The sequence below is a fragment of the Methylobacterium sp. FF17 genome, from assembly GCF_025813715.1.
Classification (GTDB): domain Bacteria; phylum Pseudomonadota; class Alphaproteobacteria; order Rhizobiales; family Beijerinckiaceae; genus Methylobacterium; species Methylobacterium flocculans.
Genome location: NZ_CP107532.1, coordinates 4,658,376 through 4,680,725, shown reverse-complemented (window position 1 = coordinate 4,680,725; position 22,350 = coordinate 4,658,376). Strand labels below are relative to the sequence as shown.

Annotated in this window: 22 protein-coding genes and 1 riboswitch; of the genes, 17 read left to right on the top strand and 5 right to left on the bottom strand. The window is 71.9% G+C overall.

Annotation, left to right across the window (positions count from 1 at the left end):
• The first annotated feature begins 145 nt into the window (after nucleotides 1-145).
• From OF380_RS22430 to OF380_RS22405, 6 genes are all read left to right on the top strand, one after another.
• Nucleotides 146-1,345 carry a D-alanyl-D-alanine carboxypeptidase family protein gene (locus OF380_RS22430; RefSeq protein WP_264047747.1) on the top strand — a complete coding sequence of 400 codons (1,200 nt, stop codon included), beginning with the start codon at nucleotides 146-148 and terminating at the stop codon, nucleotides 1,343-1,345.
• Nucleotides 1,342-2,043, top strand: a complete 702-nt coding sequence (gene tmk / locus OF380_RS22425; protein ID WP_264047745.1) for a dTMP kinase — start codon at nucleotides 1,342-1,344, stop codon at nucleotides 2,041-2,043. Before OF380_RS22430 ends, tmk begins: the two co-directional genes overlap by 4 nt.
• On the top strand, nucleotides 2,033-3,094 hold the full coding sequence (locus OF380_RS22420; RefSeq protein WP_264047743.1) for a DNA polymerase III subunit delta': 1,062 nt from the start codon (nucleotides 2,033-2,035) through the stop codon (nucleotides 3,092-3,094). The genes tmk and OF380_RS22420 overlap by 11 nt, the downstream gene beginning before the upstream one ends.
• A gap of 51 nt (nucleotides 3,095-3,145) precedes the next feature.
• Entirely contained in the window at nucleotides 3,146-4,750 is a 1,605-nt protein-coding gene (gene metG, locus OF380_RS22415) for a methionine--tRNA ligase (RefSeq protein WP_404810493.1), read from the top strand.
• Between the two features lie 40 nt (nucleotides 4,751-4,790).
• Complete coding sequence (locus tag OF380_RS22410) at nucleotides 4,791-5,570, top strand: TatD family hydrolase (RefSeq protein WP_264047741.1); 780 nt, start codon at nucleotides 4,791-4,793, stop codon at nucleotides 5,568-5,570.
• A gap of 74 nt (nucleotides 5,571-5,644) precedes the next feature.
• Complete coding sequence (locus OF380_RS22405) at nucleotides 5,645-6,454, top strand: MBL fold metallo-hydrolase (protein ID WP_264047739.1); 810 nt, start codon at nucleotides 5,645-5,647, stop codon at nucleotides 6,452-6,454.
• 17 nt (nucleotides 6,455-6,471) lie between these two features.
• Here the strand turns inward: OF380_RS22405 and OF380_RS22400 are convergent, their stop codons facing one another.
• From OF380_RS22400 to OF380_RS22390, 3 genes are all read right to left on the bottom strand, one after another.
• Nucleotides 6,472-7,413, bottom strand: a complete 942-nt coding sequence (locus OF380_RS22400; protein ID WP_264047737.1) for a LolA family protein — start codon at nucleotides 7,411-7,413, stop codon at nucleotides 6,472-6,474.
• Nucleotides 7,414-7,692: 279 nt separating this feature from the next.
• Nucleotides 7,693-8,382: a transglutaminase-like cysteine peptidase gene (locus tag OF380_RS22395; RefSeq protein ID WP_264047734.1), complete on the bottom strand. Its 690-nt coding sequence runs from the start codon at nucleotides 8,380-8,382 to the stop codon at nucleotides 7,693-7,695.
• Between the two features lie 227 nt (nucleotides 8,383-8,609).
• On the bottom strand, nucleotides 8,610-9,242 hold the full coding sequence (locus OF380_RS22390; RefSeq protein WP_264047732.1) for a transglutaminase-like cysteine peptidase: 633 nt from the start codon (nucleotides 9,240-9,242) through the stop codon (nucleotides 8,610-8,612).
• Nucleotides 9,243-9,620: 378 nt separating this feature from the next.
• Here OF380_RS22390 and argS point away from each other — a divergent pair, with 378 nt between their 5' ends.
• The 6 genes from argS to tatC all read left to right on the top strand — a co-directional run bounded on the left by argS (nucleotide 9,621) and on the right by tatC (nucleotide 16,055).
• Nucleotides 9,621-11,369, top strand: a complete 1,749-nt coding sequence (argS, locus tag OF380_RS22385; RefSeq protein ID WP_264047730.1) for an arginine--tRNA ligase — start codon at nucleotides 9,621-9,623, stop codon at nucleotides 11,367-11,369.
• Between the two features lie 30 nt (nucleotides 11,370-11,399).
• Nucleotides 11,400-12,914: an SPOR domain-containing protein gene (locus tag OF380_RS22380; RefSeq protein ID WP_264047727.1), complete on the top strand. Its 1,515-nt coding sequence runs from the start codon at nucleotides 11,400-11,402 to the stop codon at nucleotides 12,912-12,914.
• Between the two features lie 223 nt (nucleotides 12,915-13,137).
• On the top strand, nucleotides 13,138-14,145 hold the full coding sequence (gene nagZ / locus OF380_RS22375; RefSeq protein ID WP_264047725.1) for a beta-N-acetylhexosaminidase: 1,008 nt from the start codon (nucleotides 13,138-13,140) through the stop codon (nucleotides 14,143-14,145).
• A 188-nt stretch (nucleotides 14,146-14,333) separates the two neighbouring features.
• On the top strand, nucleotides 14,334-14,591 hold the full coding sequence (locus tag OF380_RS22370; RefSeq protein WP_264047723.1) for a twin-arginine translocase TatA/TatE family subunit: 258 nt from the start codon (nucleotides 14,334-14,336) through the stop codon (nucleotides 14,589-14,591).
• A gap of 118 nt (nucleotides 14,592-14,709) precedes the next feature.
• Nucleotides 14,710-15,258, top strand: a complete 549-nt coding sequence (gene tatB / locus OF380_RS22365) for a Sec-independent protein translocase protein TatB (protein WP_264047721.1) — start codon at nucleotides 14,710-14,712, stop codon at nucleotides 15,256-15,258.
• Entirely contained in the window at nucleotides 15,255-16,055 is an 801-nt protein-coding gene (gene tatC / locus OF380_RS22360; RefSeq protein ID WP_264047719.1) for a twin-arginine translocase subunit TatC, read from the top strand. Before tatB ends, tatC begins: the two co-directional genes overlap by 4 nt.
• 10 nt (nucleotides 16,056-16,065) lie before the next feature.
• Here the strand turns inward: tatC and OF380_RS22355 are convergent, their stop codons facing one another.
• Nucleotides 16,066-16,818: a lysophospholipid acyltransferase family protein gene (locus OF380_RS22355; RefSeq protein WP_264047717.1), complete on the bottom strand. Its 753-nt coding sequence runs from the start codon at nucleotides 16,816-16,818 to the stop codon at nucleotides 16,066-16,068.
• 171 nt (nucleotides 16,819-16,989) lie between these two features.
• Here OF380_RS22355 and OF380_RS22350 point away from each other — a divergent pair, with 171 nt between their 5' ends.
• The 3 genes from OF380_RS22350 to OF380_RS22340 all read left to right on the top strand — a co-directional run bounded on the left by OF380_RS22350 (nucleotide 16,990) and on the right by OF380_RS22340 (nucleotide 19,946).
• Nucleotides 16,990-17,799, top strand: a complete 810-nt coding sequence (locus OF380_RS22350) for an exodeoxyribonuclease III (RefSeq protein WP_264047716.1) — start codon at nucleotides 16,990-16,992, stop codon at nucleotides 17,797-17,799.
• A 200-nt stretch (nucleotides 17,800-17,999) separates the two neighbouring features.
• Complete coding sequence (locus tag OF380_RS22345; RefSeq protein ID WP_264047714.1) at nucleotides 18,000-19,247, top strand: DUF3419 family protein; 1,248 nt, start codon at nucleotides 18,000-18,002, stop codon at nucleotides 19,245-19,247.
• A gap of 24 nt (nucleotides 19,248-19,271) precedes the next feature.
• Nucleotides 19,272-19,946, top strand: coding sequence for a class I SAM-dependent methyltransferase (locus tag OF380_RS22340; RefSeq protein WP_264047711.1), 675 nt, complete (start codon nucleotides 19,272-19,274; stop codon nucleotides 19,944-19,946).
• Nucleotides 19,947-20,098: 152 nt separating this feature from the next.
• Here the strand turns inward: OF380_RS22340 and OF380_RS22335 are convergent, their stop codons facing one another.
• Complete coding sequence (locus OF380_RS22335; RefSeq protein WP_404810492.1) at nucleotides 20,099-20,380, bottom strand: amino acid permease C-terminal domain-containing protein; 282 nt, start codon at nucleotides 20,378-20,380, stop codon at nucleotides 20,099-20,101.
• A gap of 134 nt (nucleotides 20,381-20,514) precedes the next feature.
• Between OF380_RS22335 and OF380_RS22330 the strand changes: the two genes are divergently transcribed.
• Nucleotides 20,515-20,940: a hypothetical protein gene (locus OF380_RS22330; RefSeq protein WP_264047709.1), complete on the top strand. Its 426-nt coding sequence runs from the start codon at nucleotides 20,515-20,517 to the stop codon at nucleotides 20,938-20,940.
• Nucleotides 20,941-21,033: 93 nt separating this feature from the next.
• Nucleotides 21,034-21,146: riboswitch (SAM-I-IV-variant riboswitch) on the top strand.
• A gap of 61 nt (nucleotides 21,147-21,207) precedes the next feature.
• Entirely contained in the window at nucleotides 21,208-22,278 is a 1,071-nt protein-coding gene (locus tag OF380_RS22325; RefSeq protein WP_264047707.1) for a threonine aldolase family protein, read from the top strand.
• Nucleotides 22,279-22,350: the final 72 nt, after the last annotated feature.

Below are 22,350 nucleotides of genomic sequence, written 5' to 3'. Positions count from 1 at the left end.
GCGCCGCGATTTGCGTTCGATCTCGGGGGCAAATGCTTGTAACGTCACGCTTGGGGGCGATGATGGGGTTGGCGTGGGGCACGGAATGGGTCTGAGATTGGTCCTCGCGGGGCAGATGCGACGGCGCCTCGCGGAGCGCGGCGCGATGGGACGTAACGTACGGTCGGGCGTCGTCCTCGCCACCGCGCTGGTGGCCCTGAGCCTGGCGGATGCGCGCGGCGCCCGCGCCCAGGTCTTTCAGACGGCGGCCCCGCACGCGATCCTGATCGATGCCGATTCCGGCTCGGTGCTGTTCGAGAAGGGGGCCGACGATCCCTTCTCTCCGGCCAGCATGGCCAAGCTGATGACCACCGAGATCGTGTTCAACGAGATCCGGCAGGGCCGGCTCACGATGGATTCCGAGTTCCAGATCACCGAGGACGCCTGGCGCCGGGGCGGGGCGGGGGGCGGTGGCTCCTCGATGTTCGCCCAGCTCAACAGCCGCATCAAGCTGTCCGACCTCCTGCGCGGCCTCATCGTGCAGTCGGGCAACGACGCCGCCATCGCCATCGGCGAGGGCATCGCCGGCTCGGAGGAGAATTTCGGGCGGATGATGACGGCGCGCGCCAAGGAAATCGGCCTGACGCGCTCGACCTTCCGCAACGCCACCGGCTACTCGGCCCCCGACCAGAAGGTGACCGCGCGCGACCTCGCCAAGCTCGCCCTGCACCTGATCGAGACCTACCCGGACCTCTACAAGATCTTCGCCGAGCGCGAGTTCACCTGGAACAAGATCAAGCAGCAGAACCGCAACCCGCTCCTCACCCTCGATATCGGGGCGGACGGGCTCAAGACCGGCTACCTCGAGGAATCGGGCTACGGCCTGACCGGCTCGGCGGTGCAGAACGGCCAGCGCCTCATCATGGTGGTGAGCGGCCTCAAGACCGCCCGCGACCGCGCTTCGGAATCGCGCAAGCTGGTGGAGTGGGGATTCCGCGCCTTCGAGCCACGCCAGATCTTCGCCGCCGGGGAGACCGTGGCGGAGGCCTCCGTCTACGGCGGCACCCAGGGGAGCGTGCCGCTGGTGGCCAAGAAGCCCGTGCGCGTGCTGCTGCCGCGCGGCTCCGGCGACCGGATCACCGCGCGGGCGGTCTACCAGGGACCCCTCGTCGCCCCCGTGGAGCAGGGCCGCGAGGTCGCCCGTCTGCGCATCACGCGCGGCGACACGCAGGCCCTCGACCAGCCACTCTACGCGGGCGACGCGGTGGAGGCGGGCAGCATCCCGCAGCGGGCCCTCGACGCGACCTGGGAGGTCGGGACCGGCCTGTTCCGCAAGGCGTTCGAGAAGGCCGGCGCCAAATCGTGACGGCGGCCGGGGCGGGGGGCACCTTCATCACCTTCGAGGGCGGGGAAGGGGCCGGCAAGTCGACGCAGATCCGGCGCCTGGCCGCGCATCTGCGCGCGCAGGCCGGGCGCCCCGTGCTGACGACGCGCGAGCCCGGCGGCTCGCCGCGCGCCGAGGCCATCCGGGAGGCGCTGCTCTCCGGGCTCGCCAAGGCCCACGGCCCCTTCGCCGAGGCGCTGCTGTTCAGCGCCGCCCGGATCGACCACCTCGACACCCTGATCCGTCCGGCGCTGGCGCGGGGCGAGATCGTGCTCTGCGACCGCTTCGCGGATTCGACGCGGGCCTACCAGGGCGCCGCCGGCGGCCTCGACCCGGCCGTGCTGGCGAGCCTGGAGCGCGTGGTGGTCGGCCCGACCCGGCCCGACCTCACCCTGGTCCTCGATTGCGACCCGGAACTCGGGCTGGCCCGCGCCCGGGCCCGGCAGGCGGCGGACGGGGAGGCCGGACCCGACCGGTTCGAGGCGGAGGCCCTGGCCTTCCACGCGCGCCTGCGCGCGGCCTTCCTCGCCATCGCGGCGGCGGAGCCCGGGCGCTGCGCCGTCGTGAACGCGACCCTGCCGGCGGATGCGGTGGAGGCGGCGATCCGCGCCGTCGTGGCGGAGCGCTTGCCGCGCCTCGCCGGCGGCCATCTGGAGATGGCGGGTGGCGATGCGGCCTGAACGTGCCCCCGAGGATGTCGAGCCGGGGGATCTCCCCGAGGTCCCGCGTCCGCGCGAGCAGGACGCGCTCATCGGTCATGCCGAGGCGCAGGCCGCCTTCCGGGACGCGATCGCCTCCGGCCGCCTGCACCATGCCTGGCTGATCGGCGGCCCACGCGGCATCGGCAAGGCGACGCTCGCCTACCGGGTCGCCCGCTGGCTCATCGCCCATCCGGGCGCGCGGAGCGCCCCCGAGAGCCTCGCCGTCGACCCGGCCCACCCGGTGGCGCGCCAGGTCGCGGCCCTGTCGCATCCCAACCTCGTGGCCCTGCGCCGGACCCGCGCGGCGAACGCCAAGACCCTGGCCACCAAGATCTCGGTGGACGCGGCCCGCAACGCGCTTGAGCTGTTCGGCGCCACCGCCGGCAATGCGGGCTACCGCATCTGCATCGTCGACAGCGCGGAGGATCTCAACGCCAACAGCGCCAACGCGCTCCTCAAGATGGTGGAGGAGCCCCCGCCGCGCAGCCTCTTCCTCATCGTCAGCCACGCGCCGGGGCGCCTGCTGCCGACCATCCGCTCGCGCTGCCGGGCCCTGACCCTGCGGCCCCTGGAGGAGGACGACGTCGCCCGCGTGATCGGGCGCTTCGCCCCGCCCTTCGTGCAGCCCGACGCGGACACCCTCGCCCGCGCGGCCCGCCTCTCGGAGGGCTCGGTGGCGGGCGCCGTGGCGCTGCTCGACCCCGTAAGGGCGAACCTCGTCGCCGAGGTCGAGACCCTGCTCGCGCGCCTCGACCAGCCCGACTGGCGGCGCATCCTGGCGCTTGCGGAGAAGCTCTCGGCACGCGAATCCGACGAGCTCTTCGCCACCAGCCTCGACACCGTGTTCCGCTTCGTCTCGGCCGAGCTCGACCGGCGCCGGCACGAGCCGCCCGCCCGCCTTGCGGCCCTGGTCGAGGTATGTGACAAGATTGCCCGCGCCGCGCGGGAGGCCGCGACCTACAATCTCGACCGCCGGCCGCTGGTCCTGTCCCTGTTCGGCGATCTCGCGGGTGCGCTCCGCGCCGCCTGACGCGGCATGGTATCCTGTGATCCGATACCGTCGCCCTCAGCCCGTGATCCCATGAACCCTGTCTTCGGGGAACCCACCGACGTGACCGCCACCGACCCGGCAACCGCCAAGACCTTCAGCCTCTCCACCGCGATCTCCTACCCCAACGGCGCGCCGCATATCGGCCACGCCTACGAGGTGATCGCCACGGACGCGATCGCGCGCTTCAAGCGGATCGACGGCTACGACGTGCTGTTCTCCACCGGCACCGACGAGCACGGCGTCAAGATCCAGCAGACCGCCGCCCGGGCCGGAATCACGCCCCGCGAACTCGTGGACGCGATGTCCGCGCGCTTCCGCGCCATGGCCGAGGCGCTGGATTGCAGCCACGACCGCTTCATCCGCACCACCGAGCCCGATCATTACGCCGCCGCCCAGGAACTCTGGCGCCGGATGGAGGCCAACGGCGACCTCTACCTCTCGAAATACGCCGGCTGGTACTCGGTGCGCGACGAGGCCTACTACGCCGAGGACGAACTCGAGACCGGCCCCGACGGCACGCCCGTGGCCAAGGCCACCGGCACGCCCGTGACCTGGATGGAGGAGGAGAATTTCCTCTTCCGCCTCTCGGCCTACCAGGACCGGCTGCTCGCCCTGTACGAGGCCGAGCCCGACTTCATCGGCCCGGAGACCCGGCGCAACGAGGTGGCGAGCTTCGTGCGCTCGGGCCTCAAGGATTTTTCCGTCAGCCGCACCAATTTCGACTGGGGCGTGCCCGTGCCGGGGCATCCCGACCACGTCATGTACGTCTGGGTCGACGCGCTGACGAACTACCTCACCGTGACGGGCTTTCCCGACGACGCCGATCCGCGGAACAAATTCTGGCCGATGGACCTGCACGTCATCGGCAAGGACATCGTGCGCTTCCACGCGGTCTACTGGCCGGCCTTCCTGATGTCGGCGGGGCTGCCGCTGCCCAAGCGCGTGTTCGGCCACGGCTTCCTGCTCTCGAAGGGCGAGAAGATGTCGAAGTCGCTCGGCAACGTCGTCGATCCGATGGACCTCGTGGCCACCTACGGCGTCGACGCGGTGCGCCATTTCGTGCTGCGCGAGGTGCCCTTCGGCGGCGACGGCAATTACAGCCACGAGGCGATCATCACCCGCTACACGGCGGACCTCTCGAACGGGCTCGGCAACCTCGCCCAGCGCTCGCTCTCGATGATCGCCAAGAACTGTTCGGGGTCGGTCCCCGAGCACGGCGACCTCACCGAGGACGACCGGGCGCTGCTGGCGCTCGCCGACGCGCTGCCGGGCGTGGTCCGGGCGGCCATGGACCGGCTCGCCCTCCACACCGCGCTCGCGGAGATCTGGGCCGTGGTGACGGCCTCCGACCGCTACTTCGACGCGCAGAAGCCCTGGGTGCTGCGCAAATCCGACCCGGCGCGCATGGCGGCCTCGCTCTACGTGGTGGCCGAGACCCTGCGGGCCATCGGCATCCTGGTGCAGCCCTTCATGCCGGGCTCCGCCGCCCGGCTCCTCGACCTCCTGGCGGTCCCGGCGGACCGCCGCCAGCTCACCGATGTGGGGGAGGGCGGCCGCCTCGTCCCCGGCACGGCGCTCCCCGCCCCCGCCGGCCTGTTCCCGCGCTTCGTCGAGCCGGAGGCGCCGTCCGTTTGAGGACGGCGCACCGCTCCTCCTACCGTTCTCGAGTCTCCTCATGCTGGTCGACAGCCATTGCCACCTCGATTTTCCGAACTTCTCGGAGGATCTGCCCACCGTCATCGCCCGCGCGAAGGCCGCCGGCGTCACCCGGATGGTCACGATCTCCACCCGGATCGCCAAGGCCCGGACCTACGAGGCTCTGTCCGAGGCGCATCCGGAGATCTGGCACACCGTCGGCACCCATCCGGACGGGGCGGGCGACGAGCCGGACGTGCCGACCGAGGCCATCGTGGCGCACACGCACCACCCCCGCTGCATCGGCATCGGCGAGGCGGGCCTCGACTTCCACTACGACAACGCCGCGCCGGAAGCGGTGCAGGAGCGGGTCTTCCGGCGCCACATCGCGGCCGCCCGCGAGACCGGCCTGCCGCTGGTCATCCATTCGCGCGACGCCGATGCGGAGATGGAGGCGATCCTCGTCGACGAGATGGGGCGCGGCGCCTTCACGGCGGTGCTGCACTGCTTCTCGTCGGGGGCGCGGCTGGCACAGGTGGGCGTCGAACTCGGCCTGTTCGTGTCGTTCTCGGGCATCGTCACCTTCCGGCGCTCGCACGACCTGCGGGCGATCGCCCTGAGCGTCCCGCGCGACCGCCTGCTGGTGGAGACCGACGCGCCCTTCCTGGCACCCGAGCCCCATCGCGGCCGCACCAACGAGCCCGCCTACACGGCGGACACCGCCCGCGCCCTGGCCCAGGCCCTCGACATGCCGTTTGCGGATTTCGCCGCGCTGACCACGGCCAATTTCCACCGCCTGTTCCCCAAGGCGGCGGGCTGAGGGGCCGGCCAAGCCGTGGATGAGGGCGTGACAGGGCCCGGCCCCCTCCGATACCAACGGGCGCGGAGGTGCCGATGGGCGCATTGACAGTGACGATCCTCGGCTGCGGCTCGTCCGGCGGGGTGCCCCGCGTGGGCTACGGCTGGGGGGCGTGCGATCCGGGCGAGCCGCGCAACCGGCGCCGGCGCTGCTCGATCCTGGTGGAGCGGCGGGACGGGCCGGACGAGGCCGCCACCACCCTCCTCGTCGACACCGCGCCGGACCTGCGCGAGCAGCTCCTCGCCGCGCGGGTGCAGCGCCTCGACGCGATCCTGTTCACCCACGCCCATGCCGACCACACCCACGGCATCGACGACGTGCGCGCGCTGGTCATCCACATGCGCCGGCGCATCCCGGTCTTCGCCGATGCGCGGACCCGCCGCCTGCTGGAGACCCGCTTCGGCTACTGCTTCGAGACGCCGCCGGGCAGCGAGTACCCGCCGATCCTCGACATGCACGACCTGGCGGACGGGGAGCCGATGGCGGTGGAGGGCCCGGGCGGCGCCGTGTCGGCCCTGCCCTTCGGGATGGAGCACGGCAACGAGGCGGCCCTCGGTTTCCGCTTCGGGCCCCTCGCCTACGCGCCCGACGTCAGCCGGATGCCGGAGGCGGCGCAGGCGTGCCTGCACGGCCTCGACCTCCTCATCATCGACGCCCTGCGGGAGACCCCGCACCCGACGCACTACTCGGTCTCGGACGCCCTGGCGCTGATCGAGCGGGTGCGCCCGCGCCGGGCCATCCTGACGAACCTGCACACGGATCTCGACTACGCCACGCTGAGCGCCCGCCTGCCGTCGAACGTCGTACCGGCCCATGACGGCCTGAGCGTCACGCTGGACCTGTAGGGCCGTCGCTCCGGGACCTACTGGGCCCGGATCTGGCGCTCGGCCGCCTTGTCCTCGGCGCGCCCGTAATTGATGAAGAACGCGTTGCCCTCGACGGCGCGGCCCTTCTGCAGGTTCGAGAGCTGCACGGTGGTCTGGTAGCCCTGCGGGTCGGTGATCCGCCACTGGCTCAGGATCTTCACCTCGGCGTCGAAGAAGAGCTGGATCTTCGAGGTGCCGCCCAGCGTCGAGCGGTCCTCCAGGCTGATCCGGATGCCGCCCGGATCGTTCGCCACGTCGTTGACGGTCAGATCCTTGGCGAGGTCGATCCGCTCGCGCAGCAGGAACTTCAGGGGGGTCTGCGAGATGAAGTACAGGTCCTGGGTGCCGAGCTTGCGGTCCTTGACCGCGACCGAGGTGCCGTCGGCCACGATCTCCAGCGGCGAGGGCTGGTCGTAGTCGAAGCGCAGGCGGCCGGGCTTGGCCAGCGTCAGCTTGCCGCCGATGCGGCGCCCGTCCGGACCGATCTGGATGAAGCTGCCGGTGAGCGTGGTGATGCCGTTGAAATAGGCGTTGGCCTGCGCGACCACCGTGGCGTCGTCCATCTCGGCCGCGACCGCGCCGGCGGGGGCGCCGACGGCGGCGACCTTTTTCGCGTCGGGCGTCTTCGACTCCGACGCCTTGGCCTCCGACGCCTTGGCCGCCTTCGCCTCCGACCCCTTGGCGGGGGCCGCCTTGTCGGACGCGGCCTTGTCGGCGGGCTTGGCCGGCTTCGGCGCCTGGGCGACGGGCTTCTTCGGTGCGGCCGGGGGCGTCGCCGGGGCGGGCTCCGGCTCGGGGGCGGGCGCGGGCTGCTCCTTGCGCCCGAACAGCCCATCGAGGAACGAGGAGACCTGGGCGGAAGCCGGTTGCGGCAGGCTGAGTCCGGCCGCCAGGACGAGCAGCGGACCGGCGGCGAGGCGGTGACGGCGGCCGATCATCGGGACGCTCTCCTGAAGGCAGTTCGAACCCTGCGGGTGGTGCCCGCTTAGAGGCCCGCCCTGTGGCGAATATGCGACGGCTGGGGGGAGGGACGGCACGGCATCGACCGAGCGGCCTCACCGGGGCCGGCGTTGCTTACACCGGCCCGCCGCCGAACGGGAGAGGGGGACCGGCCCGGCCGGCCCCTTCGCGGGACGCGGGCGGAGTGGGGCAGGGGAACGCAGAAAAGGGAACGGACCGCCCGCCGGCGGTCCGTTCCGTGCCCGCCCCGCGATGGATCAGCGGTTGGCGGTGGCCACCGGCGAGGCGCCGCCCTCCAGGGTGACCCAGGCCAGCCCGTCCTGCCCCTCGCGCTTGATGAAGGTGTAGCCGGTGCGCGGGCCGGAGAGGACCGCGTTGGTCTTGTTGTCGAGGATCAGGTCGCCCCGGTCGGTGCGGACCATCAGCACCGCGTGGCCCTCGCCGATCTCGTCGATCACCACCGTCATGCGCAGGGCCCGGCGGGGCAGGCCGCGCTCCACCAGCATCCGGCGCTTGAGGAGCTGGTAATCCTCGCAATCGCCGAACCCGTCGTCGGGATAGTCCCAGCGGTCGACCACGCCCCAATGGGCGAGGTCGGTGATCGGCTTGATGCGGGCGTTGACCCGGCGGGTGACGCGGCTGAGGAGGTCGCGGATGCGCGGGGTCAGGGTGATGACCGCCGGCTCGCCCGGATCGACCGTGCACTCGGACGGCAGCCGGGCGCAGAAGGCCGTCCAGGCCGCCACCGGTCTGGCGGGCGGTCCCGCCTGGAGCGCCTGCGCATCGGGCAGGGCGGCTACGGTCTGGGCCTCGGTGGTCGCACCGCCGAGCAGCAGGATCGTGCCCACCAGGGAGAACTGGACCGCGCGGCCGAGGCGCCGCCACAGGGTCCCGCCCGCCCAGCGGTGGGGGAGCCCATCAGTGCTTCGCAGAATCGCGTGCCGCATGCCGGTCGCCCTGCCATCCCTTATGAGACGGCAAGGTTTGCACGGGAACGAGCGAGGCTCAATCGGAAAGTTAAACCCCCGTTAACCCGCCAGACAGGCGAAGGTTCCAGCTGGGCGCGCGGAATCCTCGTCCGACGCGCAGGCCGCCGGCGGCCCCCCATGGGGGCCAGGTCTCAGCGACTGACCAGATCTCGGCGATTGGCCGGGTCTCAGCGACTGACCAGATCTCAGCGATTGGCCGTGGTCACGGGCGAGGTGACACCGCCCAGCGAAACCCATGCCACGACGTCGGCCGACTCGCGCTTGATGAAGACGTAGCCGGTGCGGTGCCAGGCCATCACCTCGCTCACCTTGTTGTCGAGGACGAAGTCGCCGCGATCCGTGACCAGGGTGAGCACCGCGTGGCCCTCGCCCTTCTCGTCGATGACCACGGTCATCCGCATGGCCCGGCGGGGCAGGCCGGCATCCGCCAGGAGCCTGCGCTTGAGGAGCTGGTAATCCTCGCAATCGCCCGCGCCGTCCTCGGCGAGATCCCAGCGGTCCGGGGTGCCCCAGTGCTCCAGGTCGGTGATGGGCGCCAGGGCCGTGTTCACCCGGCGGTTCACCGCCGCGATGGTGGCCCAGGTGGCGGGGGTCAGGGTGATGCGGGCGGGCTCGTTGGGGTCGAGGGCGCATTCGGCGGCGTAGCGCTGGCAGAAGGCGGTCCAGGCCGCCAGCGGCTTGGCCGGGTTCAGGGGCTGGGCCGAGGGGGAGGGCAGGGGCAGGGCCGCCAGGGTCTGGGCCCGGGGCGCGGAGGCCCCCGTCGCCAGGGTGGCGAGGGCAGCGAACAGTGCCAGCGCGATCGTCTTCGTCCTGCCCATGGCGGCGTCCTCAAGTCCAACGCCGTCACCGTGCCGCCCCGGGACCTGTCCCGCGCTGAAGTCGATCCGCGCAATTTTATCGAATCGCCGCCCCGCGCCGCCGCGCATGTGGCAGACCGGTGGCAGACCGAACGCGCGGTCACGGCGATTCGGCGAAATCACGCGGTCGCGCCAACGCATCGGTAACCGCGATCGCCGCGAGGGCGCGGCGGGGCGCCCGCCGTGACACCCGGGGGCGGCCTTGCTATGCCCCGGAACCGCCCGGGACGACGCGCCTCGCGCGAGCCCCCAAAGCGGATCCGTACGTCCTCATGAATCTCGTCGCTCCATAGTTTCGTCGCCCCAAGAGTTTCCTTGCCCCATGAGTTTCCGCGCCCCATGAACATCTTCGCCACCTTCGAGGCCCGCGTCCGCGCGGCCGTGCAGGGCCTCATCCAGTCCGGGCAGCTGCCCGAGGGGCTGGACCTTTCCCGCGTGGTGGTGGAGCCCCCGCGCGACGCGAGCCACGGGGATCTCGCCACCAACGCCGCCCTGGTGCTGGCCAAGGAGGCCCGGACCAACCCGAAGGCGCTGGGCGAGACCCTGGCGGCGGCCCTGCGCGCCGACCCGGACGTGGTGGAGGCGAGCGTCGCCGGCCCCGGCTTCATCAACCTGCGCCTGGCGCCGGGGACCTTCCACGACGTGGTGCGGGCGGCGCTGAGCCAGGGCGAGGCCTACGGGCGCGGCGCCATGCCGGGGGGGAAGGTCAACATCGAGTACGTCTCGGCCAACCCCACCGGCCCGATGCATGTGGGCCACGGCCGGGGCGCGGTGTTCGGCGATGCGCTGGCCAACCTGCTGGTGGCGGCCGGGCGCGACGTGACGCGCGAATACTACATCAACGACGCGGGCGCGCAGGTCGACGTGCTCGCCCGCTCGGCGTTCCTGCGCTACCGCGAGGCGCTCGGCGAGCCGGTCGGCCCGGTCCCCGAGGGGCTCTACCCGGGCGACTACCTCGTGCCGGTGGGCGCGGCCCTCGCCGAGGCGCACGGGCGCGCCCTGCTCGACCGGCCGGATTCCGAATGGCTGCCGGAGGTGCGGGCCTTCGCCATCGACGCCATGATGGACCTGATCCGCGCCGACCTGGCGCGGCTCGGCATCCATCACGACGTGTTCTTCTCCGAAGCCACCCTGAAGGCGGCGGTGCCCGTCCTGTTGGCGGAGCTTCGCGAAAAGGGCCTCGTCTACGAGGGCCGCCTGCCGCCGCCCAAGGGCCAGCTGCCCGAGGATTGGGAGGACCGCGAGCAGACCCTGTTCCGCACCGTGGAATTCGGCGACGACGTCGACCGGCCGCTCCTGAAGTCGGACGGCAGCTTCACCTACTTCGCCTCCGACATCGCCTATCACCGGGACAAGATCGCCCGGGGCGCCACCGACCTCATCGACGTGCTCGGGGCCGACCACGGCGGCTACGTCAAGCGCATGCAGGCCGCCGTGAAGGCGGTGAGCGACGGGCACGCCACCCTCGACGTGAAGCTGTGCCAGCTCGTGCGGCTGCTGCGGGCGGGCGAGCCCGTGAAGATGTCGAAGCGCGCGGGCGAGTTCATCACGCTGCGCGAGGTCGTGGACGAGGTCGGGCGCGACCCCGTGCGCTTCATGATGCTCTACCGGAAGAACGACGCCACCCTCGACTTCGACCTCGCCAAGGTGGTCGAGCAGTCGAAGGAGAACCCGGTCTTCTACGTGCAGTACGCCCATGCGCGCTGCGTCTCGGTGTTCCGGCAGGCCGCGCAGGCGCTGCCGGACGAGGACCTCTCGCGCGCCGGCCTGCTCCGCGAGGCCGACCTCACGCGTCTCAGCGATCCGGGCGAGGTCGAGATCATGCGCCTCGTCGCGCAGTATCCCCGCGTCATCGAGGCTGCGGCCACCGCACACGAGCCGCACCGGGTGGCGTTCTATCTCTACGAACTCGCAAGTGCCCTGCACGGTTTATGGAACAAGGGCAAAGACTTGCCGCAATTACGTTTTATTAATCCTAGTGACCGAAACTCCACTCGGGCTCGATTGGCCCTCGTTGAGGCTTTGCGGGGCGTCGTCGCCTCCGGCCTCGCGGTGTTGGGCGTCACCGCGCCGGATGAAATGCGGTGAGGTGATCTCGGCGTGAAGAGGGATGCTGCCATGACGACGAACGCTTCGCGAGCGACGGTCGATTTCGACGCCTTTGCGCGGGATCTGCAGCAGCCTCAGGCTCCGGTGCAGGCGCACGGCGCCCGGGAGACCCCCGGCGTCAAGGCCGATCCGCTCGCCGAACTCGCCCGCATCGTCGGGCAGGACGACCCGTTCCGGGCCCTGCTCCAGGCCCGCGACGCCCGCGTCGACGCCACCCAAGCGGCGCGGGGCCGCGTGGAGCCGAGCTTCGCGGACGGGCCTGCCCCGGCGCCGGCCCCCGCTGTCCATGGTCAAGCTCCGCAGGGCCAAGTTCCGCAGGGCCAAGTTTCGCAGGGCCAAGTTTCGCAGCCCTATGCCCCGGCGGTCCAGGGCGCCTCGCCCACGGACGCCTTCGACCAGTACCTCGCCTCCGTCGATCGCGGGCCCTATCACGACGCGCAAGGCGCCTATCCGCAGGAGCCGTACCCGGATGCGAACGCGGCCGAGTTCGCGCCCAACGACGCCGACACGCGGGTCCGTCCCCTGGAGCGGGCGCCCCAGCGCAACCGCCTCGTCTCGGTGGGCGCCGGGCTCGGCATCCTGGCCGTGTGCGTCACCGGCGCCCTGGCCTGGCGCGGCCTGCATGGCCTGTCCGGCGACGGCAACGGCGTGCCGACCATCATGGCCGACACCGCGCCCCTGAAGATCGCGCCGCAGAAATCCGACGGCGTCGAGATTCCGGACCAGAACAAGCAGATCTACGACCGCACCGCCAAGGACGGCCAGATCCGCATCGTCAATCGCGAGGAGCAGCCCCTCGACGTGGCCCAGGCCGCCCGCGCGGCCCTGGGGTCCGGGGCCGTCTCGGGTTCGGGGGAGGGCGGGGCGACGCCCGGCAGCGCCGCGTCGGCGCCCCCGGCGCAGCCGCCCCAGGGCGCCCTCGCGGATTCCCTCGGCGAGCCGCGCCGGGTGCGCACCGTCTCGGTGAAGCCCGATACGCCGCCCCCGCCGCCCCAGCGCGAGGCCGAGGCGACGGCCACCCCCGCCTCCGTCATCCCGACCATGACCCTGCCGGGTGCGGCCAGCGATGGCGCCACGGGCAACGCGTCCCTGCGCCAGCGCGCCACCCGGCTGCCGCCGCCGGTGCCGACCATGCCGGTGGCGGAAGCGCCCGCCGCGACGCCGCCCGAGCCGGCCCCGCGCCCCAAGGCCCCCCAGCGCGTCGCCGCCGTGGCGCCGGAGGCGACCTCCGCCATCGCGAACCCGCCCGCCAGCCCGCCCGCCGTGGCTGCGACCTCGGGTGGTGGTGGCTACGCCGTCCAGCTCGGCGTGCGTACCAGCGAGGGCGAGGCCCAGGCCGCCTTCAAGCAGATGCAGGGCAAGTTCAGCCAGCTCTCCGGCCAGCCCGCCCTGATCCGCCAGGCCGAGGTCAACGGCAAGACGATCTACCGCGTCCGCGTCGGGCCCCTCGGCAAGAACGAGGCGACCAGCCTCTGCACGCAGCTGCAGGGCGCCGGCGGCCAGTGCTTCGTGGCCAAGAACTGAGCGCGGCGACCCGCTCCCGCTGAGCCGCCGGAGCGGGACGCGGCGGGTTCCCCGCACAGGGCGATCTGTGGCTCCCGGGCCACGCCGCCGCCCTTGCGTCGTCCCGCGTCCCGTCCGACCCTGATCTCGCCGCATCCGGACGCGATGCGCGTTGCGTCGAATCCGCGCCGCGCTCCCTCCGGGCCGGCGACCCGGTCCCATCCCCGAGGACGCGTCCCCCGTCATGACCTCCCGTGCCCTGATCCTCGGTTGCGCCGGCAAGACCCTCTCGCGGGAGGAGGCCGCGTTCTTCCGCGATGTGGCGCCCTGGGGCTTCATCCTGTTCAAGCGCAACATCGGCACGCCCGACGAGGTCCGGGCGCTGACCGACGCCCTGCGGGCCACGCTGGGCCGCGCCGACGCGCCGATCCTGATCGACCAGGAGGGCGGCCGGGTGCAGCGCATGGGGCCGCCGCACTGGCCGGCCTACCCGGCCGGGGGGCGCTTCCGGGCCCTCGACGGCTCGGCCGCCGCCCTGGCCCGCCTCGGGGCCCGGCTCATGGCCCACGACCTCGCCGGCGTCGGCATCAACGTCGATTGCGCCCCCGTCCTCGACGTGCCCGTGGCCGGTGCCCACGACGTGATCGGCGATCGGGCCTACGACACCACGCCGGAGCGGGTGGCCGAGATCGGCCGGGCGGTCGCCGAGGGGCTGATGCAGGGCGGCGTCCTGCCGGTGATGAAGCACATCCCCGGCCACGGCCGCGCGGGCTGCGACAGCCACAAGGGCCTGCCCGTGGTGGAGGCGAGCCTGGAGGCCCTGAGCGCGCAGGACTTCGTGCCGTTCCGGGCGCTCGCCGACCTGCCCATGGCCATGAGCGCCCACGTGGTGCTCACCGCCCTCGACCCCGCCCACCCGGCCACCCAGTCGGCGCGGGTGATCCGCGACGTCATCCGGGGCACGATCGGCTTCGACGGCCTGCTGATGACCGACGACCTCTCGATGCACGCCCTCCAGGGGACGTTCCGGGCCCGCACCGAGGCCTGCTTCGCCGCCGGCATCGATGTCGGCCTGCACTGCAACGGCGACCCGGAGGAGATGCGCGGCGTCGCCGAGGGGGCCCCACGCCTCGCCGGGGCGGCCCTGCGCCGGGCGCAAGGCGCCCTGGCGCGCCTGCCCACGGCGGCCGAGGCCTTCGACGTGCGCGAGGCCCGCGCCCGCTTCGAGGCGGCCCTGACGCTCGCCGCCTGACCCTCGCTGCCTGACGCTTGCCTTCTGACCCTTGCCGCCCGATCGTCTCCGGCCCGCGATGCGGCGATCGGAACGGCGCGGGCGCGCCGGCGCTTCTTGTGCTCGCGCGGCCCGACCCTTAGGTTCGCCCTGAACCGACACACGTAACGGCGCCGCGCAGCGTTCTGGCTGCGGCGCGGGAGGTTGCCATGGGCAGCATGAGTATCTGGCACTGGATCATCGTCGCCGGCATCGTGATGCTGCTGTTCGGGCGCGGCAAGATCTCGGACCTGATGGGCGACGTCGCCAAGGGCATCAAGGCCTTCAAGAAGGGCATGGCCGAGGACGAGACGCCGGCCACCACCGCCGTGCCGCCGCCGAGCGCGGGCGAGCCCGTGCGCACGCTGCCCCACCAGGGCGAGCCCGCCACCGCCAACACGGTCTCGGCCGACCGCAAGGTCGTCTGACGCACGCGCGACGTGAAGTGAGGCGCTCCGGCCGTGCGGGTCTGGCGGAATCCGCCGTGACCTGCCATGGCCTGCGCGCCGTTGATGGACAGCGCGCGGTCGCGGGACAGTCGACACCATGTTTGACATGAGTTGGGGCGAGGTGATGCTGATCGGCGGCGTCGCCCTCATCGTCATCGGCCCGAAGGACCTGCCCAAGGCCCTGCGCACGGTCGGGCAGATCACCGGCAAGATGCGGCGCATGGCCGGCGAGTTCCAGTCGCAGTTCAACGAGGCGATCCGCGAGGCCGAGTTCGACGAGATCCGCCGCGAGGTGGACGGCGTCAAGAAATCGGCCGGCACGATGGGGCCGACCTTCAACCCGGTCCAGACCATCCGCGACGAGCTGAAGGGCGCCGTCGACGGCCAGCCCGCGACGAAGACCACGCCGTCCCCGACGCAGGGACTCGCCAACGTGGCCGACCGGCTCGCCGAGGGCGAGAACACGATCCAAGCTCCTGGCCAGACCCCCGCCCAGGGGCCCGCCCCCGCCCCGGTCGAGCCGGTGCCGACGACCCAGAGCCGGACCGGCGATCCCCTGAATTCCCCGACACATGCCGAGCCGCCTCGCGCCGAGTCCCCTCGTCCAGAGACGCCGGCCAACCCGCAGCTTGATTCCGGCCGATGAGCACCGAGACCGACGACGCCGAGATCGAAGCCTCGCGGGCCCCGCTCCTCGACCATCTCATTGAATTGCGGTCGCGGCTGATCAAGTCGCTGGCCGCCTTCGTGGTGATGTTCTTCGCGTGCTTCTTCTTCTCCCGGCACATCTACAACGTGCTGGTCTACCCGTACGTCTCCGTGGTGGGGGTCGAGAACGCCAAGCTCATCGCGACGCACTTCCTCGAGCAGGTGTTCACCAACATCAAGCTCAGCGTGTTCGGGGCCGGCTTCCTGGCCTTCCCGGTCATCGCCACGCAGATCTACGCCTTCGTGGCGCCGGGCCTCTACCGCAACGAGCGCCAGGCCTTCCTGCCCTACCTCGTGGCGACCCCGGTGTTCTTCGTGCTGGGCGCCCTGGTGGTGTTCTTCCTGGCGATGCCGCTGCTGATCCAGTTCTCGGTCTCGCTGCAGCAGATCGGCCAGCCGGGGGAGGCGACGATCGCCCTCCTGCCGAAGGTGGACGAGTACCTCTCGCTCATCATGACGCTGATCTTCGCCTTCGGCATCGCCTTCCAGCTGCCGGTGATCCTGACCCTGCTGGGTCAGATCGGCGTCATCGACACGGCGTTCCTGCGCGAGAAGCGCCGCTACGCCATCGTCCTCGTCTTCGTGGCCGCCGCCATCCTGACCCCGCCGGACGTGATCTCGCAGCTCTCGCTGGCGATCCCCATGCTGCTGCTCTACGAGGCCTCGATCTTCTCGGTCGCCCGCGTCGAGCGCCGCCGCAAGGCCCGGCGCGTCGCCGAGGGGCTGGAGCCGTAGGGCGCGGCCCCTACGACGCCGGGACGCCGGGCGCCGCCTCCGCCGCGGCGCCCGGCTCGCGCCAGCGGTCGAGCTCGGCGTCGATCGCCCCTTGGGTGCCGCGCATGAATTCGGCGCCGCTCAGGCCCGGGGGCAGGGGGGGCAGGTAGCTCACCGTGACCGCGCCGGGGCTGTGGCGGGCTCCGCCATGGGGCCAGTACAGCCCGGAATTCACCGCCACCGGCAGCACCGGGAGCCCGAGCTTGGCGTAGAGCAGCTCGACGCCGCGCTTGAACTGCACCGGCTCGGCGATGCCGCCCCGCGTGCCCTCCGGGAACATCAGCACCGAGCGCCCCTGCGCGATCGCCGCGCGGCTCTCGTCGATCATCACCCGCAGGGCCTGGGTGCCGTTGGCCCGGTCGATGATGATCATCGGCGAGCGGCGCAGGAACCAGCCCACGATCGGGATCGCGACGAGTTCGCGCTTGGCCACGATGGCGACGTTGGGCACCAGCACGAGGAAGGCGAGCGTCTCCCAGGCCGACTGGTGGTTGGCCACGATGAGGCAGGGCTCGGCGGGGATGTGGGCGCGCCCTTCCTCGACGTAGGTGAGCCCGACGATGTGCCGGAGCCCGAACAGGATTCCGCGCGACCACAGGCGCGTGAAGGCCCGGATGGGCCGGGCCGGCGCGCCCAGCAGGGCGAGCACCGCCAGCGGCACGATGAACAGGGCGGTCCAGCCGGCCCAGTAGGCGTTGAAGAGCGCGGAACGGATGCGCGACACGGGACGGTCCTTCGATCTCGCGCGCGGCGTCCCCGACCCCCTACGGATCCGGGCGCCCGGAGCGCGGCATTTCCCCGGCGACGGCGGCGGCGATCCGGTCTATGCCGACCCGCCGCGCCGTCGCGCGCCCGATCCTTTAAACGTTTTCCAGCCTCACGCGAGCCGAACGCCGTGCGCTTCACCGTCACCACCTGGAACATCAACTCGGTGCGCCTGCGCATCGACTCGGTGCTGCGCTTCCTGGCCGAGCAGCAGCCGGACGTGCTCTGCCTGCAGGAGACGAAGTGCCCGGACGACGCCTTCCCCCTGAAAGCCCTGCGCGGCTCGGGCTACGAGAACGTCGTGTTCGCCGGCCAGAAGGGCTATAACGGCGTCGCGATCCTCTCGCGCTTCCCCCTGCTGGGCCGCGCGGTGATGGCCTTCTGCGAGCGCCAGGACGCGCGCCACATCGCGGCGGTGCTGGGGCCGGAGGCCGGCAAGGCCGCCGGCATCGCGCTGCACGACTTCTACGTGCCCGCCGGCGGCGACGTGCCCGACCGCGACCTCAACCCGAAATTCGCGCACAAGCTCGACTTCCTCGCCGAACTGCGCGCCTGGGGCGGGCGCCGGCCCGCCGGCCCGGCCATCCTGGTGGGCGACCTCAACGTGGCGCCGCTGGAGCACGACGTCTGGTCGCACAAGCAGCTCCTCGACGTGGTGAGCCACACCCCCGTGGAGACGCAGGCGCTGGAGACCCTGCGGGGGGAGGCCGGCTGGGTCGACGCGGCCCGCCTGCTCGTGCCCGAGCCGACGAAGATCTACACCTGGTGGAGCTACCGCTCGCCGGACTGGGCGGCGGCCGACAAGGGCCGGCGCCTCGACCATGCCTGGGTCTCGCCCGACCTCGCCGGCACGGTACGCGATGTCGCGGTCGCCCGGCACGCGCGTGGCTGGGAGCGTCCCTCCGACCACGCCCCGGTGACGCTGACCCTGGACCTGTGACGCCGACCCTGTGACGCGCGACCGGCGCCCGGGAGCCGATTCGTTCCCGGATCGCCGGGGTTCGGGGGCGATCCGGCTCCGGGGCGCTCCCGCCACGGTGACGATCTTCCCGCCGTCCGGCACGGACCTGTCACCGGCCGGTCATGCGCGGCGCGTAGGGGCGGCATCCATCGACCCCGATGGACAGTCCGAGAGCCCGCATGACGTCAGCCGCCCGGGCGGTCCGCCGCGAAACCAGCCTCGGCCTCACCCGCGCCGTGCATCGCAGCCGGGCGCTCTCCCGCGCCGGGCTCGCCGAGCGCCTGTTCACCCTGGCCTTCAGCGGGCTCGTCTACCCGCAGATCTGGGAGGATCCCGTCGTCGACCTGGAGGCCCTGGCGCTGACGCCGGAGGACCACGTCGTCGCCATCGCCTCGGGCAGCTGCAACGTGCTGTCCTACCTCACGGCCGACCCGGCCCGGATCAGCGCCGTCGACCTCAACGGCGCCCACATCGCGCTCGGGCGCCTCAAGCTCGCGGCCCTGACCCGGCTCCCCGACCACGCGGCCTACCTGCGCTTCTTCGGGCGGGCCGACACGCCCGCCAACGTGGCGGCCTACGACGCGCAGATCGCCCCCGGCCTCGACGCGAGCGCGCGGGCCTACTGGGAGGCGCGGCGCCTCGACGGGCGCCGGCGCATCGCCGCCTTCGCCGAGGGGGTCTTCCGGCACGGCCTGCTCGGGCGCTTCATCGGCACCGGGCACGGGCTGGCCCGGCTCTACGGCTGCGACCTCTCCCGCGTGCTCACGGCCCGCGACCGGGCCGAGCAGCGCACCCTGTTCGCCGCGCACGTCGCTCCCCTGTTCGAGAAGCGCCTCGTGCGCTGGCTGATCCGGCGGCCCGCCTCCCTCTACGGCCTCGGTATCCCGCCGGCGCAGTACACGGCGCTGGCCGGCGACCATCCCGGCGGCATGGTGGCGGCGCTGCGCGGCCGCCTGGAACGCCTCGCCTGCGACTTCGACCTCGCCGACAACTACTTCGCCTGGCAGGCCTTCGGCCGGGGCTACGCGCCCGGCCCCGAGGCCGCGCTGCCGCCCTACCTCCAGCCCCGGCACTTCGAGGCCCTGCGGGAGCGGACCGAGCGGGTGGGCTACCACCAGCAATCGATGACCGCGTTCCTCGCCGCCAGCCCGGATGCCAGCGCCGACGCCTACGTGCTCCTCGACGCGCAGGACTGGATGAGCGACGCGGACCTCACCGCCCTCTGGACCGAGATCACCCGCACCGCCCGGCCCGGCGCCCGGGTTATCTTCCGCACGGCGGCCGACGAACGCTGCCTGCCCGGCCGGATCCCGGACGCGATCCTGAACGCCTGGGACTACGCCGAGGCCGAGAGCCGCGCCGGCCAGGCCCGCGACCGCTCCGCGATCTACGGGGGCTTCCACCTCTATCGCCTGCGTCCCGCGTGAGCCTTGCAGCATGAGCCCTGCCGCATGAGCGACGCCGCGCGCGCGATGGACCGGATGTACCGGCACCAGCGCCACCTCTACGACGCCAGCCGCAAGTTCTACCTGCTGGGCCGCGACCGGGTGATCGCCGACCTCGCCGTGCCGGCGGGCAGCGCGGTGCTGGAGGTCGGCTGCGGCACCGGGCGCAACCTCGTGCGGATCGCCCGGACCTATCCGGACGCGGCCTGCCACGGCCTCGACGTCTCGGCCGCGATGCTCGACACCGCCGCCCGCAGCATCGCCCGCGCCGGCCTCGGGCCCCGCATCCGCCTCGCCTGCGGGGACGCGACCGCCTTCGACCCCGCCGCCCTGTTCGGGCGGGACAGCTTCGACCGGATCGTGATCTCCTACGCCCTGTCGATGATCCCGCCCTGGGAGGGGGTGCTGGCCCAGGCCGCCGGCCACCTCGCGCCCGGCGGACAGCTCCACGTGGTGGATTTCGGCGGCCAGGCGGGTCTGCCGGGCCCGGCCCGCGCCCTCCTCAACCGCTGGCTCGCCACCTTCGCGGTGACGCCGCGCGTCAGCCTGCCGGAGGCGGTGGCGCGGGTGGCGGCGGGCCTGGGCGCGCGGGCCACGGTGCGCCAGCTTTTCGGCGGCTACGCCGTGCAGGCGGTGATCGCCCGCCCGGATCCGGAACGGGAGGCGGCCCGCCCGCATTAGGTCTCCATATGACGGCCCCCGCGGCCGCCTCACCCCAACCGGAGACCCTCATGCGCAAGCTCCTCGTCGCCTTCCTGCTGCCCAAGCTCGTGTCCTACCTGCGCCGCCGCTATTCCGGCCGCCCGAGCCCGCGCCAGTACTGAACCCAGGGATCAGGGCGCCGGGGCCTGAACGGACCCCGGCGTGGCCAATCGATGCCGCCGCGCCGCCCGGCGGCCAGAGTCGGCAGAAAGCACCAGCCCCAGGGCGAGCCAGGCGCCGAGGCGCAGCCAGGTGTCGGCCGGCAGGCCCCGCATCAGTCCGAGGCGGGACAGGATGCCGAGCCCCGCCGCCGCCGGCAGGGCGGGCACCCGGAAGGGGCAGCGCAGCACCGGCACGGCGGCGCAGATGACCACCAAGGCGAGGAGCGTCCCGATGCTTACGCGTTCGCCCAAGATGTCGATCGGCAGCAGGCCGGCGGTCAGCGCCGTGACGGCGCCGATGGGATTTTCGAGATCATCCCGAAAACAGGTTTCGAACCAACCTGACTCTCGTATCATGCACAGAGAAGCGGTCCATCCGGACAGCTTTGTCTGGAGGGATTGTCGATCGCGGTCATATTCGTGACTATGAACGAAGCAAAATTTTCATCGTTATATTTGTCTTCCTGGTGGCGCTCGGACTGTCGAGGCCATCGACCGCATTCGCGCGAGACATCACCGATTCAGGTGACAGCAAAATTGAAAAAAATAAATTGATCATCACTGGCCCTATGAAGGATCGAATTTTTCAAAATAAATTCTACGATGAGAATTCGGACTGTCGTGAACAGGAAATCAGGATTACGGTCTCAAAGGGTAAGGTTTCGTATACTTTGAGGGATGCGGTTGGAACCAAAGGAAAGTGGAGTACAGAAAAATCAGAAATCACGATCGGTGAAGAAAGATGTGCCGTCATGGTTCATATCAGCCGCAAAGCCCCGACGCCGAAGTGCTCGACGGACAAATGCGGATGATCGCCGGGCCGACCCCTGAAGTCCCGGCCGGAGCACAGGGCGAGAGGTCTAGCCCGCCGGTGTTGTCGCCGGCGCGGCGCTCTGCTACCCGTTGCGCCGCATCAAGAGTCGGGGCGAGCCCCGACGCCAACCTGCTCGCCCGAGCAAGGTGGCGCCCTCCGGACAGCGGTGGGGATGTGGCCGGACCGGCAACCAAACGGGCCTCGCCTCATCTCGATTCCGTGCCGGTCGCCCTTGAAGCGCGACGGAACCGGACGAGAACGCGCCATGACGCCCGACACGCTACCCCCCGAGCCCCAGCAATTCGCGAGCGACAACTACGCCGGCATCTGCCCCGAGGCCTGGGCGGCGATGGCGGCGGCCAACCGGGGCTCGATGCCGGCTTATGGCGAGGACCCGTGGACGAAGCGGGCGGCGGACGCGTTCCGGACCCTGTTCGAGACCGACACGGCCGAGGTGTTCTTCGCCTTCAACGGCACGGCCGCCAACGCCCTGGCGCTGGCCTCCCTCTGCCAGTCCTACCACAGCGTGATCTGCTCGGCCTCGGCCCACGTGGAGACCGACGAGTGTGGCGCGCCGGAATTCTTCTCCAACGGCTCGAAGCTCCTCGTGGTGGCGAGCCCCGACGGTAAGCTGACCCCTGAGCTGATCCGGGGCGTCGCCACCGGCCGCTCGGACATCCACTTCCCGAAGGCCCGGGTGGTCACGATCACCCAGCCCACCGAGACCGGCCAGCTCTATAGCCTGCCCGAGATCCGCGCGATCGCCGGGACCTGCCGGGCCCTGGGGCTTCGCCTCCACATGGACGGGGCCCGCTTCGCCAATGCCTGCGCCAGCCTCGGCTGCTCGCCCGCCGACATGACCTGGCGGGCCGGCGTCGATCTCCTCTGCTTCGGCGGCACCAAGAACGGCATGGCGGCGGGCGAGGCGATCCTGTTCTTCGAGCCCACCCTGGCGGAGGATTTCGGCTATCGCTGCAAGCAGGCGGGCCAGCTCGCCTCGAAGATGCGCTTCCTCTCCGCCCCCTGGGTGGGCGTGCTGGAGGGCGGCGCCTGGCTCGCCCACGCGACCCATGCCAATGCCTGCGCGCGCAGCCTCGCGGAGGCGGTGGCGGACGTGCCCGGCTTCGACCTGATGTTCCCGGTGGAGGCCAACGCGGTGTTCCTGCGCGCCGCGCCGGAGCACCTCGACGCCCTGCGGATGCGGGGCTGGCGCTTCTACACCTTCATCGGCGGCGGCGCGCGCTTCATGTTCGCCTGGGATTCGGACCCGGCCCGGGTCGCGGCCCTGGCGGCGGACATCCGCGCGGTGGGTGCGATCGCGGCCGCGGCGGCCTGAGGGCTGGCATCCCACCGGGTTTCGTGTATGGTCCGCGCCGCTCCGACCCGTTCCGACGGGGCCGGGGCATGA

Excerpts from the sequence above, each read along its gene's own strand:
- OF380_RS22430 (WP_264047747.1), top strand. The coding sequence starts at position 146 with ATGGGACGTAACGTACGGTCGGGCGTCGTCCTCGCCACCGCGCTGGTG.
- OF380_RS22420 (WP_264047743.1), top strand. The coding sequence starts at position 2,033 with ATGCGGCCTGAACGTGCCCCCGAGGATGTCGAGCCGGGGGATCTCCCC.
- metG (WP_404810493.1), top strand. The coding sequence starts at position 3,146 with ATGAACCCTGTCTTCGGGGAACCCACCGACGTGACCGCCACCGACCCG.
- OF380_RS22410 (WP_264047741.1), top strand. The coding sequence starts at position 4,791 with ATGCTGGTCGACAGCCATTGCCACCTCGATTTTCCGAACTTCTCGGAG.
- OF380_RS22405 (WP_264047739.1), top strand. The coding sequence starts at position 5,645 with ATGGGCGCATTGACAGTGACGATCCTCGGCTGCGGCTCGTCCGGCGGG.
- OF380_RS22400 (WP_264047737.1), bottom strand. The coding sequence starts at position 7,413 with ATGATCGGCCGCCGTCACCGCCTCGCCGCCGGTCCGCTGCTCGTCCTG.
- OF380_RS22395 (WP_264047734.1), bottom strand. The coding sequence starts at position 8,382 with ATGCGGCACGCGATTCTGCGAAGCACTGATGGGCTCCCCCACCGCTGG.
- OF380_RS22390 (WP_264047732.1), bottom strand. The coding sequence starts at position 9,242 with ATGGGCAGGACGAAGACGATCGCGCTGGCACTGTTCGCTGCCCTCGCC.
- argS (WP_264047730.1), top strand. The coding sequence starts at position 9,621 with ATGAACATCTTCGCCACCTTCGAGGCCCGCGTCCGCGCGGCCGTGCAG.
- OF380_RS22380 (WP_264047727.1), top strand. The coding sequence starts at position 11,400 with ATGACGACGAACGCTTCGCGAGCGACGGTCGATTTCGACGCCTTTGCG.
- nagZ (WP_264047725.1), top strand. The coding sequence starts at position 13,138 with ATGACCTCCCGTGCCCTGATCCTCGGTTGCGCCGGCAAGACCCTCTCG.
- OF380_RS22370 (WP_264047723.1), top strand. The coding sequence starts at position 14,334 with ATGGGCAGCATGAGTATCTGGCACTGGATCATCGTCGCCGGCATCGTG.
- tatB (WP_264047721.1), top strand. The coding sequence starts at position 14,710 with ATGTTTGACATGAGTTGGGGCGAGGTGATGCTGATCGGCGGCGTCGCC.
- tatC (WP_264047719.1), top strand. The coding sequence starts at position 15,255 with ATGAGCACCGAGACCGACGACGCCGAGATCGAAGCCTCGCGGGCCCCG.
- OF380_RS22345 (WP_264047714.1), top strand. The coding sequence starts at position 18,000 with ATGACGTCAGCCGCCCGGGCGGTCCGCCGCGAAACCAGCCTCGGCCTC.
- OF380_RS22340 (WP_264047711.1), top strand. The coding sequence starts at position 19,272 with ATGAGCGACGCCGCGCGCGCGATGGACCGGATGTACCGGCACCAGCGC.
- OF380_RS22325 (WP_264047707.1), top strand. The coding sequence starts at position 21,208 with ATGACGCCCGACACGCTACCCCCCGAGCCCCAGCAATTCGCGAGCGAC.